General features: G+C 72.8%; 12 protein-coding genes and 1 pseudogene. 3 read left to right on the top strand and 10 right to left on the bottom strand.

Annotated elements, in window-relative coordinates:
- Positions 1-4: 4 nt before the first annotated feature.
- Positions 5-1,759, bottom strand: coding sequence for a DUF8094 domain-containing protein (locus VIG76_RS12180; RefSeq protein WP_331954491.1), 1,755 nt, complete (start codon positions 1,757-1,759; stop codon positions 5-7).
- A 248-nt stretch (positions 1,760-2,007) separates the two neighbouring features.
- Here VIG76_RS12180 and VIG76_RS12185 point away from each other — a divergent pair, with 248 nt between their 5' ends.
- Positions 2,008-3,396 carry a DivIVA domain-containing protein gene (locus VIG76_RS12185; RefSeq protein WP_331954493.1) on the top strand — a complete coding sequence of 463 codons (1,389 nt, stop codon included), beginning with the start codon at positions 2,008-2,010 and terminating at the stop codon, positions 3,394-3,396.
- 16 nt (positions 3,397-3,412) lie between these two features.
- Positions 3,413-4,477: an AI-2E family transporter gene (locus tag VIG76_RS12190; protein ID WP_331954495.1), complete on the top strand. Its 1,065-nt coding sequence runs from the start codon at positions 3,413-3,415 to the stop codon at positions 4,475-4,477.
- Here the strand turns inward: VIG76_RS12190 and VIG76_RS12195 are convergent.
- The 9 genes from VIG76_RS12195 to rpsB form a co-directional block, all read right to left on the bottom strand.
- The gene (locus tag VIG76_RS12195; RefSeq protein WP_331954497.1) at positions 4,437-5,207 is read right to left on the bottom strand and encodes an alpha/beta hydrolase; all 771 of its coding nucleotides are present in this window, start codon (positions 5,205-5,207) and stop codon (positions 4,437-4,439) included. The genes VIG76_RS12190 and VIG76_RS12195 overlap by 41 nt on opposite strands.
- Positions 5,204-5,488 (bottom strand): hypothetical protein, encoded by a 285-nt coding sequence (locus VIG76_RS12200; RefSeq protein ID WP_414640641.1) that lies wholly within the window; start codon positions 5,486-5,488, stop codon positions 5,204-5,206. Before VIG76_RS12200 ends, VIG76_RS12195 begins: the two co-directional genes overlap by 4 nt.
- Positions 5,489-5,498: 10 nt before the next feature.
- Positions 5,499-6,095 (bottom strand): aggregation-promoting factor C-terminal-like domain-containing protein, encoded by a 597-nt coding sequence (locus VIG76_RS12205; protein ID WP_331954499.1) that lies wholly within the window; start codon positions 6,093-6,095, stop codon positions 5,499-5,501.
- 268 nt (positions 6,096-6,363) lie between these two features.
- A complete protein-coding gene (locus tag VIG76_RS12210; RefSeq protein ID WP_331954501.1) occupies positions 6,364-6,918 on the bottom strand; it encodes a DivIVA domain-containing protein in 555 nt (184 codons plus the stop codon).
- Between the two features lie 15 nt (positions 6,919-6,933).
- Positions 6,934-7,929: a phosphatidate cytidylyltransferase gene (locus tag VIG76_RS12215; protein WP_331954503.1), complete on the bottom strand. Its 996-nt coding sequence runs from the start codon at positions 7,927-7,929 to the stop codon at positions 6,934-6,936.
- 4 nt (positions 7,930-7,933) lie between these two features.
- Complete coding sequence (frr, locus tag VIG76_RS12220; protein WP_331954505.1) at positions 7,934-8,488, bottom strand: ribosome recycling factor; 555 nt, start codon at positions 8,486-8,488, stop codon at positions 7,934-7,936.
- A 67-nt stretch (positions 8,489-8,555) separates the two neighbouring features.
- Positions 8,556-9,254, bottom strand: a complete 699-nt coding sequence (gene pyrH / locus VIG76_RS12225) for a UMP kinase (protein ID WP_331954508.1) — start codon at positions 9,252-9,254, stop codon at positions 8,556-8,558.
- Between the two features lie 121 nt (positions 9,255-9,375).
- Complete coding sequence (gene tsf / locus VIG76_RS12230; RefSeq protein WP_331954510.1) at positions 9,376-10,203, bottom strand: translation elongation factor Ts; 828 nt, start codon at positions 10,201-10,203, stop codon at positions 9,376-9,378.
- A gap of 132 nt (positions 10,204-10,335) precedes the next feature.
- Positions 10,336-11,460, bottom strand: coding sequence for a 30S ribosomal protein S2 (rpsB, locus tag VIG76_RS12235; protein ID WP_331954512.1), 1,125 nt, complete (start codon positions 11,458-11,460; stop codon positions 10,336-10,338).
- Between the two features lie 118 nt (positions 11,461-11,578).
- Here rpsB and VIG76_RS12240 point away from each other — a divergent pair.
- Positions 11,579-12,175, top strand: a pseudogene (locus tag VIG76_RS12240) (murein hydrolase activator EnvC family protein); the annotation flags it as partial.
- Between the last annotated feature and the right edge of the window lie 16 nt (positions 12,176-12,191).

A 12,191-nucleotide genomic window follows, 5' to 3' on the forward strand; every position in this document is an offset into this window, starting at 1 on the left:
TGCGTCACAACTCCTTCGCGGATATCAGCCCTTGAGCGTAGCCGAGCAGCTCGATGCGCTCCTTCGAGCCGGCGGGCGGCACCGAGAACAGCAGCTGGTAGCCGTAGGTGGAGCTGATCCCCTTCGTGGTGGAGCCGGTCCCCGCGAGGATCCTCGTCGCGCCGGACGGCTTCACCTTCACGTCGGACTTCGTCGGGGTCACCTTCCACGTCTCCTGCAGCTGCACCGACACGAGCGCGCCGGAGTCGGCCGTCACGAGCGCCACGACGGACGCCGGGTCGGTGGTCCCGTCCGAGAACGCGACCTTCGCCGTGCTGCCGAGCCCCTTCTTCACGGCCGCCTTCGCCGCCTGTCCGGCGGCCTTCAGCAGCGGGTCGGCCGCGGTGTCGAAGGCCTTGCCGACCGGCGCGTCGGACTGCTGCAGCAGCAGCCCGTAGTCGGCGGCGAGCTGCCCCGGCGGAACGCTGAGCAGCTGGGTGTCGGGCTTCAGCCGCGCGGCGCCGAGCACCGCGGACGGCAGCTTCGGCAGGTCGGAGGCGCTGCCGGCCGGCTTCAGGAGCTCCTGCGCGTACTCGACGCGGTACGGGTCCCGGGGCGTCTGCTGCTCGAGCGTGAGGGCGAGCGGCGCCGCCTTCGCATCCGCGGGGTCGGAGACCACCGCGAAGAGGGTGCGCGGCCAGGCGCGCGTCGCCTCGGGGAGGATGAGGCGCATCGAGAAGGCGGTGGGGATCTGCTGCGGCAGCGCCTGCTTCTTGTCGCCCTTGTGGATGCTGTACGCGGCGGCGCGGAGATCGAGCGCCGCCCCGCCAAAGCGCTCGGACAGCGTCGACTTCGAGAGCGACGCATCCGCCCGCTGCTCCACGGCGGCCGCCCGCGCCACGATGCGGGTGCCCTGCTCCTCCGTCACGGCGACGGGCGCCACCACCGAGGCCGGATCCACTGTCGTGGTCGGCGCGGGCGCGGCCGCGACGGCGCCCTGGCACCCGGTGAGCAGCACCGCGCTCGCGGCGCCCCCGGCGAGCAGCACCGAGAAGTTGCGCACCGACCGGCGCCCCTTCGACGCGACGACGGCGGGCTGACGGGTCGGCCGGTACTTCGGCGGGGCGGGCGGCTTCGGCATCCGCTGCGGCGGCTTGCGACGGGGCCCGCGACGGCGCCGCAGGTGCACGAGCGCCCAGATGTAGAGGAGGAGACCGAGCAGCGCGAGCACGCTCCCGGTGACGATCATCGGCGTCGCCCACGGCGTCGAGACCCGCATGGACCAGCGCACCTGCGCGGCCGGGGCCGGGGCCGTGCCGTCCGCGGCGACGAGCAGCGAGACGCTGTCGGGCACGTTGACGGACCAGTCGAGGCTGCGGGAGGCGCGCGCCTGGTCGAGCCAGAGGTCGGACCCGTTCGGATCCGGATGCCCGCCGGTGAGGCCCGCCACGACCGGTGCGGTGCGCACGACGGCGGGCAGGGGCGTGCCGTCGGCGGCGACGCGGGCGACCGCGTACCGCTGGCCGGACAGCCAGGCGGTGACGTCGGAGGTGCGGCCGTAGGCCGCGAAGGCGGTGCTGCCGCCTGCGAGGTGCACCCGCTGCACGCCCGGATGCGCGGTGAGCACGGATCCGGGGACGACGACGTACCGCACGTCCTTCGGCGCCGACGCCGAGAGCGTGACGTGGTCCGCCGGGCGCAGCACGGTCCGCTCGGCGACGCCGAGGGCGATCAGGGCGGCCGCCACGACGAAGGTGACCAGGGCGAGCACGAAGCGCACGGATCGGCTCCTTCCGTAGATGCGGCGCGAGGACGCCGCGCCGATGGTAGGTGTGCGAGGGGTGCGCACCCGGGAGTCCCGTCGGCGTTGCCCCGCATCCGGGGGGCGGCGGATCCCCGACAGTGTAGCCGCGGACCCCCGAAACCACGGGGCCGCCGCTCCCGGGTGGAGGAGCCTGCCGCACCTACACTGGGCCCCGGCGCGACACGCCGCCACCATGGACGTCTCTTGCTGATGAGGAGCGACACGTGTCCGACGAGTCCGGCTTCACCACCGCGATGCGCGGCTACAACCGCGACGAGGTCGACCGCGCGATGCAGGAGCTGCGGCGCGAGCTGATCAAGGCGAACAGCGGCCTCGCCGACGCCCAGCGCGAGGTGAAGCGCCTCGCGTCCCGCGTCGAGGAGCTCGACTCGGAGCTCGAGGAGGTCGGCAGCCCGACCTACGCCGGGCTCGGGCACCGCCTGGAGAGCCTGCTGCGCCTCGCCGAGGACCAGGCGACGCGCGTGATCGGGCAGGCGGACATCGACGCGCAGCGCCTGCGCTCCACGACCCAGGCGGATGTGGACCGGCTCCGTGTCGAGGCGGCGGAGCTCGCCGAGCGGCAGCTGGGCGACGCCCGCTCCCAGGCGGCAGCGATCCTCGAGTCCGCGCACTCCGAGGCGGACGCGACCACGCACCGCGCCGAGCTCGGGGCCGAGACGACCACGCAGGACGCCCTGCGGGAGGCCGCCGCCATCCGCGGCGCGGTCGCGACCGAGGCCGCGGAGACCCGCGGCACCGCCAAGCGCGAGGCCGCCGCCATCCGCGCCGCCGCCGAGCGAGAGGCCGCCGAGCTGCGCGTCGTGGTCGAGCGGGAGACCGCCGCGGCGCGCGACGAGGCGGAGCGCGTGCTCCGCGAGAGCGACTACGCCCGTGCCGAGCTGCAGCGCGAGCTCGAGGCGCAGCGCGCCGACACGCACCGGGAGCTCGAGCGACTCCGCGCCGAGGCGCAGGTGGAGCTCGAGCGCACCCGCGCGGACCTCGACCGGGAGGCGGAGGCAGCGAGGGCGGACATCGCCCGCGAGGCCGAGGCGGCGAGGCGCGACCTGCGCAACGAGCTCGAGGAGGCGCGCGTCGCCCAGTCGCGCGAGCACGAGGCGACGCGGGCGGCGCTCGAGCAGGACCTCAACGAGCTCCGGGCGCAGACGGCCAAGGAGGTCGAGCAGGCCCGCCTCGACCTCGACGTCGAGATGAAGGCGCGGCGCGACGAGGCGGAGCAGGACTACCTCGCCCGGCACCAGGAGGCGGTCGCCTCCACCCAGCGCTACCTGGACGACGCGAACGCGCAGCTGGCGGACGCGATCCGCCGCGCGGCCGACAAGCGGCTCGAGGCGGACGCGCTCGAGATGACGATCGAGGTCGACGGCCGCAAGCGGCGCGAGGCGTCGGAGACCGAGGCCGCGCGCCTCGTCGCCGAGGCCCGCGAGCGGGCCGCCGCGATCGTGAGCGAGGCCGAGGAGCGCTCCGCCGCCCTCGTCCGCGACGCGGAGGAGCGCCTCGCCGAGCTGCGCGAGGAGCGCGACGGCATCGCCCAGTACTTCGAGTCGCTGCGCTCGGCCCTCGGGTCGAGCGAGCGCATCGACGTCGAGTCCTGAGCATCCGGGCCCGACGGTGAGGATCCGCAACGCCTTCCGCGCAGGCCTCGCAGGCGGTCTCGGGGTTCTGGTCGCACTCGCGATCGGCGGGATGGTCACCCACCTCGCCACGATCCTCACCTACGTGGGAGCGGCGATCTTCCTGGCGCTCGGGCTCGACCCGATGGTCACGCAGCTGCAGCGGCTGAAGATGCCGCGCTGGCTGGCGATGATCGTCGTCCTCGTCATCGTGCTCGGGATCTTCGCGCTGATCCTGCTGCTCGTCGTGCCGGTGATCGTCGACCAGACGGCGAAGCTCATCTCGAGCATCGCCGACTACACGAACGGCCTCAGCTACAAGGCGTTCCTGAGACAGGTGCAGGCCGCCGTCCCGGCGGTCGACGTGGCGAGCATCGCGAACCAGGTGACGAAGTTCGTGCAGCAGAACGCCGGGAACATCACCGGCGGCGTGCTCGCGGTGGGGCTCGGGATCGCGAGCGGCGTCGCCGGCGGGATCATCGTCGTGATCCTCACCCTGTACCTGACCGCGTCGATGCCCGTCTTCAAGGCGTCGCTCTACCGGTTGATCCCGATGTCGCGGCGCGAGCGGTTCTCCGACCTCGCCGAGCGGATCTTCCAGTCCGTCGGCCGCTTCGTGATCGGTCAGGTCTCGCTCGCGCTGATCAACGGGGTCCTCAGCTTCATCTTCCTGACCGTCGTCGGGGCGAAGCTACCGGCGGTCTTCGCGTTCATCGCGTTCCTCGGCAGCCTCATCCCCCTCGTCGGCACGATCACGGGAGCGGTGATCATCGTCGCGGGCCAGCTGCTGCTCGCGGACTCCATCTGGCCGGCGCACGGTGGACTGCCCACCTGGCTGATCGTGGCGATCTACTACATCGTCTACATGCAGGTCGAGGCGTACATCCTCAGCCCGAACATCATGAACCGGGCGGTGAAGGTGCCAGGGGTCGTCGTCGTGATCGCGGCGCTCATCGGCGGCACGCTGCTCGGCATCCTCGGCGCCCTCATCGCGATCCCGGTGGCCGCCGCGGTCCTCCTCATCATCGAGGAGGTCGTGCTCCCCCGGCAGGCCGAGGCGTAGCGACCAGGTCGGCGGGCACCTCGGTCGGCAGCGGCGCACGGCCGGGGGCGACCGTCGCGACGATCTCGTCGAGCACGCGCCGCACCTGGTTCTCCCCGACCCAGAGGTGCTTCGCGCCCTCGACGGGCACCAGCCGCGCCTCGGGGACGACCGCGAAGCGCTCCGCGGCCGCCGCGGGCCGCAGGTAGTCGTCGAGCTCGGGCACGAGCACCACGAGGCGCTTGCCGGAGCCGTGCCAGGCGGCGAGCTCCGCCTCGCTCGTGCGGTGGAGCGGCGGGGACAGCAGCACGGCGCCCTCGACCGGGGAGGACAGGCCGTACTTCAGCGCGAGCTCCGTGCCGAACGACCAGCCGAGCAGCCACGGTGCGGGGAGGCCACGCTCGGCCACGAACGACAGCGCGGCGGCGACGTCGTAGCGCTCGGCGATCCCGCCGTCGTACTCGCCCTCGCTCGTCCCCCTGGGGCTCGACGTGCCGCGGGTGTTGAAGCGCAGCACGGCGAGACCGGCGAGAGCGGGCAGCCGCGCGGCGGCCTTGCGGAGCACGTGGGAGTCCATGAACCCTCCCGCCGTCGGCAGCGGATGCAGGCACACGAGGGTCGCCAGCGGCGGCCCGGCCACGGGGGTCGCCAGCTCCCCGACGAGCGCGAGCCCGTCGACGGTGGTGAGCTCGACGTCCTCGCGCACGGCGACGAGCTCGGTCCCGCTGCGGATCGGCACGGCCTCGCTCACGAGATCCGCCAGCAGTGCGGATGCCAGTGGCGCCGCGCCTCGAGGTCGACGGTCTCGCCGAGCACGCCGTCGGCGCGCCACACGACCACGTGCGCCAGGCCCTCGGGGATCGCGAGGCCGCAGCCCGGGCAGACGTACTGCTTCAGCGCCTGCGCGCCCGACACGGGCTGCACGTTCCACCGGCGGCCGCGACGCGTCTCGACCCGGAAGACCGGGCCGGCGCGCAGCGGTGCGCTCTCCTCGTCGTCCGCGGGTTCCCGCGGACGGTTGCGGCGTGGCACGAGCGGCGGATCAGTACCAGTTGTAGGCGTTCGAGTGCGCCCAGGCGCCGCACGGGGTGCCGTACGAGCCCTTGATGTAGCTGAGGCCCCACTGGATCTGCACGTGGTAGTCGTTCTGCCAGTCGGCGCCGAACGTCGACATCTTGCTGCCGGGCAGGGCCTGCGGGATGCCGTAGGCCCCGCTCGGGTTGTAGGCGTGCGTATCCCAGCTCGACTCGCGGTTCCAGAGGTTCACGAGGCAGGAGAACTCCCCCGCGCCCCAGCCGTTGCCGGCGACGAGCTGGGCGGCGTAGGTCTGCGCGGTGCCGACCGGCGTGGTGTAGCTCGCGCCGCCGCCGGAGGAGGCGCCGCCACCGCCTCCGCCACCCGATGCGGCAGCGGTGGTGTCGTGCACGACGATGACCGGCTTGACGGCCTTGAACTTGTCGCGGGTGACCGAGACGAGCACGTAGCCGCCCTGGATCGGGAAGCGCTGGACCTTGTAGTCGCCGTGGCCGCTCGCGCCCGTCAGCGAGGGCGCGGCCTCGGCGGTCTGGCCGGCGTACGGGTCGGTGACGGTGACGAAGGCGATGCAGGCGCAGGCGACCATCGCGAACGCGCCGAGCACCCGCCGGCCGCGCGAGAAGGGCCTGCGGTAGACCGGCCGCGCCGGCTCGGCGACGCGCGTCGCCGCCCGTCGCTCGGACGTCCCGACGGGTCGCCGGACGTCCCGTGCTCGCGAGCGCGCGTCATGGGTGCGCTCCGAGGACGGAACGGTAGGGGTATCCGTATGCCTGCCCACGATCCCGTCACCCTAGCAAAAGGGTGAAAAAGGCCTCGACCGACACCCCGTCCGTCACACGAGTCACATCCGTCACAGCGTCGCCCTCCTCAGGTCAGCGGACCGCGAGCATGACCTCGATGAGGCCGTCGATCAGCAGGTCGACCTGCGCCTCGCGGTAGCCGCGGTGGGCGGGCCGGAACGCGACGGCGCGCACCTCCTCGACCGAGAGCGGGGCGCCCTCCTCGAAGTAGGCCCGCACCTGCTCCGCGAAGCGGTCCACGTCCTTGGTCCTGTAGCCGAGCGCGAGGGCGCCCACCCGGTCGAACCGGTGGCCGTCGGGCCGGTCCATCCGCGCGATGATCTCCTTCGCGAGGGTCCGTGCCTCCGCGTAGTACGCCCGCTCCCCCGAGCCGCGCATCACGCGGTCGCGCTCGCGGGTCGCGAAGGCGTCCTCGAGCCGCTCGAGCGCGGCGTCGACCGCCGCGGTCGCGTAGCCGCCGCGCTGCATCGAGAACGCGGTGCGCCGGATGTCCGCGGCCGAGACGCCGGGGTTGGTCCGCTTGTCGTCGTAGGCGGCTCTCGCCGCCGCGAGGAAGTCCTCGACCTCCTCGACGTCGTAGCCGAAGCGCCGGCCCCGCACGCGCGGGAATGGTGTGGTCGTCGCCATGGCGACATCCTGCCGTCAGCGCGTGAGGAAGAGCAGGAGCAGCGCCGCTGCGGCGGAAGGAAGGATCGAATCGATCCGGTCGAGGAACCCGCCGTGGCCGGGCAGCAGCCCGGAGATGTCCTTCACCCCGATGTCGCGCTTGATCATCGACTCGCCGAGGTCGCCGAGCGTGCCGCAGAGCAGGATGATCACGCCGAGGATCGGACCGAACCAGATCGGGCGGTCGAGCAGCCACGGCGAGAGCACCGTCGCCACCACGATGGCGGCGACGGCCGCGCCCGCGAAGCCCTCCCAGGTCTTCTTCGGGCTGATCCGCGGCGCCATCGGGTGCTTCCCGAACAGCAGCCCGCTGAAGTAGGCGAAGACGTCCGTGGCCACGACGACGCAGACGAACGACAGCGTCCACCACTGGCCGCCGTCCTGCGCCGTCAGCACGGTCGCGCAGGTGCCGAGCCCCATGACGTAGAGCTGCACGAAGGCCGTCGAGGTGAGGTCCCGCGCGAGCGGGCCGCGCCGGGTGCGGGAGAGCGCCTCCTCCGCGACGCGCCAGGCCACGGCGAGCACCACCGCGCCGATCACGGCGAGCAGCCATCCGGCCGCCAGCACCGGTTGCCCGTCGGCGCCGGGCACCATCGCGAAGTAGGCGACGGGCTGAGCCAGCACGGCCGCCGCTGCGGAGCCCACCTTCGGCACGTGGATGCCGGTGTGCCGCAGCGCTCCCGCGAGCTCGTAGGTGCCGAAGCCGACCAGCACGACCGCGACGATGAGGAACAGCTGCTTGGCGAAGACCAGGCTGAGGATCAGCGCCGCGCCGAGCGCGAGCCCGATGAGGATCGCGAAGATCAGGTTGCGGCCGGTGCGGGCGGCGATGCGGGCGTTCGCCTCGTCGAACTGCTCACGGCTGTGCCGGACCTGGTCGGCGATGTCCGACCGGGTGGCACGGATCTGCTCCTGCAGCTCCGCCGTCGTTCGGGGGCGCCGTCGAGGGGTCCGCCGGCCCTCGTCGTCCACGGGCCTAGACCTCGAGCAGTTCGGCTTCTTTGCGCTTCAGCGCCTCGTCGATCGCGTCGACGTGCCGCTTCGTGAGCGCCTCGAGCTCCTTCTCGGCCCGGGCGACGTCGTCGTCGCCGACCTCGCTCTTCAGCGCGTCGAGGTCGTCCTTCGCGCGGCGGCGGATGTTGCGCACCGACACCTTGGCGTCCTCGCCCTTGCCGCGCACGATCTTGACGAACTCGCGGCGGCGGTCCTCGGTGAGCTCCGGCATGACCACGCGGATCAGCGTGCCGTCGTTGGACGGCGTCGCACCGAGGTTCGGCGCGGTCGCGATGGCCCGCTCGATGTCCTTCAGCGCGGTCTTGTCGTACGGCGTCACCACGAGCATCCGGGCCTCGGGGGCCTGGAGGGCCGCGAGCTGGCCGAGCGGCGTGGGCGTGCCGTAGTAGTCGACGAGGATGCGCTGGAACAGGGCGGGGTTCGCCCGTCCGGTGCGCACCGTGTTGAAGTCGTCCCGGGCCACGTCGACGGCCTTCGCCATCCGATCGCCCGCCTCCGTCAGCACGTCCGCGATCACGTGGTGTCCTTCCCTCGATTGCGCCTGAAGTCTAGTCGGGCACGCCCCGAGCGACCGCTGACCGGGCTCACGGCGAGACGGCCGTGCCGACCTCCTCGCCGAGGATCGCCCGGGTGATCGTGTCGTCGCCGTCGATGCCGAAGACGCGCATCCGCATGCCGTTGTCCATGCAGAGGCTGAACGCGGTGGAGTCGACGACCTTCAGGCCGCGCTGCAGCGCGTCGGAGTAGGTGACGGAGTCGAGCCTCACGGCGGTCGGATCGGTGCGCGGATCCGCGGTGTACACGCCGTCGACGCCGTTCTTCGCGACGAGCACCTCGTCGGCGTGCACCTCGAGCGCCCGCTGCGCGGCCACGGTGTCGGTGGAGAAGTACGGCAGGCCGGCGCCGGCGCCGAAGATCACGATGCGGCCCTTCTCGAGGTGCCGGATCGCGCGCCGCGGGATGTACGGCTCGGCGACCTGCGTCATCGAGATCGCCGACTGCACGCGGGTCGCCGCGCCGCCCTGCTCGAGGAAGTCCTGCAGCGCGAGGGCGTTCATGACCGTGCCGAGCATGCCCATGTAGTCCGCACGGGTGCGGTCCATGCCGCGCTGGCTCAGCTCCGCCCCGCGGAAGAAGTTGCCGCCGCCGACCACCACGGCGACCTCCGCCCGACCCGCCGTCGCGGCGATCTGCCGCGCGATCGACTGCACCACGTCGGGCGCCACACCGAGCGCGCCACCTCCGAAGGCCTCACCGGACAGCTTCAGGACGACGCGGCGCATGTTCCTCCTCGGACTTCAACGGGTCGCCCAAGGCTAGCGGGCGGCTCGTCGGCCTCCGCCCGGACGCAGGAAGCGCACGGCACCGGAAGAACCGGTGCCGTGCGCTTCGTGGCGGAGCCGGCTACGCGCCGACCTTCGTGCGGGCGAAGCCGCTGACCGTGAGGCCCGCGTCCTTCAGCACCTTGCCGGTCGCGACCTTGCTGTCGCGGGCGTAGGGCTGGTCGACGAGCACGACCTCCTTGAAGAAGCCGGTCAGGCGGCCGTTCACGATGTTCGCGAGCTGCGCCTCGGGCTTGCCCTCGTTCTTCGCGGTCTCGGTGACGATCTCGCGCTCGTGCTCGACGACATCCGCCGGCACCTCCTCGCGGGTCGTGTAGCGCGGGTCGTAGACCGCGATGTGCTGCGCGACCGAGCGGGCCGTCTCGGCGTCGTTCCCGGCGTAGCCGAGCACCACACCGACCTGGGGCGGCAGGTCCTTGCTCGTCTTGTGCAGGTAGATGGCGAACTGCTCGCCGGTGACCTGCTTGACGCTGCGGAGCTCGACCTTCTCGCCGAGCAGCGCGGCCTCGTCGTCGATGTAGCCCTGGACGGTCTTGCCCTCGAGCGGCGCGGCCTTGGCGGCCTCGACGTCGGCGGCGCCCGCCGCGGCGACCGCGTCGAGCACGGTCTCGGCGAGGGCGATGAAGCGGTCGTTCTTCGCCACGAAGTCCGTCTCGCTGGCGAGCTCGATCAGGGTCGCGACGCCGTCGCCGGCCTTCGCGGTGACGAGACCGGCGGTCGTGGCGCGGCCGGAGCGCTTCTCGACGCCCTTCAGGCCCTTCACGCGAAGGATCTCGATGGCCTTCTCGATGTCGCCGTCGGCCTCGACGAGGGCGTTCTTGCTGTCGAGCATGCCCGCGCCGAGGCGGTCACGCAGGGTCTTCACGTCAGCGGCGCTGAATGCGGCCATGGCTGACACTCCTTTCAATGCGACGGGTCGGCGGGGACGCCGGCCCTCTGGTCGAGGGGGAACGGCTTCAGGCCGCCCGGCCGCGAGATCCTCGCGCTGCACGGACGGCCCGCGGCCGGTGGTCCGGGAGGATCAGGCGGAGGGCTCGGGGTCCTCGGTCGCGGCCGGGTCGGTGACCTTCTTGGGGCGGCGCTGCGCCGGCTTCGACTTCGCGAGCTCCTCGGCCTCGACGTCCGCCTCGGTCTGCGGGGCGTGCGCGGGGACGAGCCCCTCGACGGCCTCGGCCGTGAGGTCGGCGTCCGCCTGGGCGTCCGCGTCGTTCTCCTCGACCGGGGCCTCGGCGGCCTCGGGCTGGGCGGCGTCGGGCTCCGCGGTCTCGGCGACGGGCTCGGCCGCTTCAGCGGTCGGCTGCGCGTCGGTGGACGCATCCTCGGTGGCCGCATCCTCGGTCGACGCGTCAGCGGCGGGCGCCTCGGCCGCGGGGGCGGCCTGCTCGGCGTTCTCGTTCGCCTGCAGGAGCTCGCGCTCCCACTCGGCCAGCGGCTCGGCCTCGTCCTGGCTGGAGCCCTGGTGGCGCTGGATGAGGCCCTCGGCCGCGGCGTCGGCGATGATCCGGGTGAGCAGCGCGACGGAACGGATCGCGTCGTCGTTGCCCGGGATCGGGTAGGCCAGCTCGTCGGGGTCGGCGTTCGTGTCGAGGATGCCGATCACGGGGATGCCGAGCTTCTTCGCCTCGTCGACGGCGAGGTGCTCGCGCTTGCTGTCGATCACCCAGATCGCCGAGGGGGTCTTGGAGAGGTTCCGGATGCCGCCGAGCGTCTTCTCGAGCTTGTCGCGCTCGCGGCGCTGGATCAGCAGCTCCTTCTTCGTGTAGCCCTTCGTCGTGTCGTCGAAGTCGACGAGGTCGAGCTCCTTGAGACGGTTGAGGCGCTTGTGCACGGTCTGGAAGTTCGTGAGCAGACCGCCGAGCCAGCGCTGGTTGACGTAAGGCTGGCCGACGCGGGTGGCCTGCTCGGCGATGGCCTCCTGGGCCTGCTTCTTCGTGCCGACGAAGAGCACCGTGCCACCGCGAGCGACGGTCTCCTTGACGAAGTCGTAGGCCTTGTCGATGTAGGCCAGCGACTGCTGCAGGTCGATGATGTGGATGCCGGAGCGCTCGGTCAGGATGAAGCGCTTGACCTTCGGGTTCCACCGGCGGGTCTGGTGTCCGAAATGCACGCCGCTGTCGAGCAGCTGGCGGATGGTGACGACGGCCACGGCCGTTCCTCTTCTCTGCACCCGACAGGGGGTGCGGTTGCGGTTGCCGCCGGAGACGCAGGCGCGCGGTCCGGCCCTGGCGCCCTGCGGCGCGTCCGCCCTCGTGACCGAGGGACCGATGGACGGCGCTCGCGCGATCGGGCGCGCGAAGTCACCCCGCGGACGGGGTGCGGCCAGCAGTCTAGCAACTCGCCGGGACGCGGCCGGCCGGGGCGTCCGCTCCTCCCCAGGCGCCGCACGGGGTCCTCTTGCCGATGTGCCGCACGCGCCGTTCGCCGGTGCGGGACGCCGGGAGCACCATCGGCCCGTGCTCGCCGCTCTCCTCGCCGCCGCGCTGCTCGTGACGCCCGCCGGGGCCGCGAACCGCGCGCCCGCCTGGGTGTGGCCCGTCCCGGCGCCGCATCGGATCGTCCGCGGCTTCGTCGCGCCGGCCTCCCCGTACGGCGCAGGGCACCGGGGCATCGACGTCGAGGCCGCACCCGGCACCCTCGTCACCGCCCCGGACGACGGGACTGTGCTCTGGGCGGGCCGGATCGTCGACCGAGGGGTGGTGTCGATCGACCACGGCGGCGGGATCCGCTCGAGCGTCGAGCCGGTCGAGCCGCTCGTCGTCCGGGGTCAGGCGGTGCGGCGGGGTGAGCCGATCGGCCGCGTTGCGGCCGGGGGCACGCATCCGCCCGGGGTGCTGCACCTCGGCGCGAGGACGGGCGACGGCTACGTGTCGCCGCTCA

Source organism: Amnibacterium sp. (assembly GCF_036559085.1).
GTDB lineage: Bacteria > Actinomycetota > Actinomycetes > Actinomycetales > Microbacteriaceae > Amnibacterium.

Coding starts and splice junctions, on each gene's coding strand:
- tsf (WP_331954510.1), bottom strand. CDS start 10,203: ATGGCCGCATTCAGCGCCGCTGACGTGAAGACCCTGCGTGACCGCCTC.
- pyrH (WP_331954508.1), bottom strand. CDS start 9,254: ATGCGCCGCGTCGTCCTGAAGCTGTCCGGTGAGGCCTTCGGAGGTGGC.
- VIG76_RS12210 (WP_331954501.1), bottom strand. CDS start 6,918: ATGGCGACGACCACACCATTCCCGCGCGTGCGGGGCCGGCGCTTCGGC.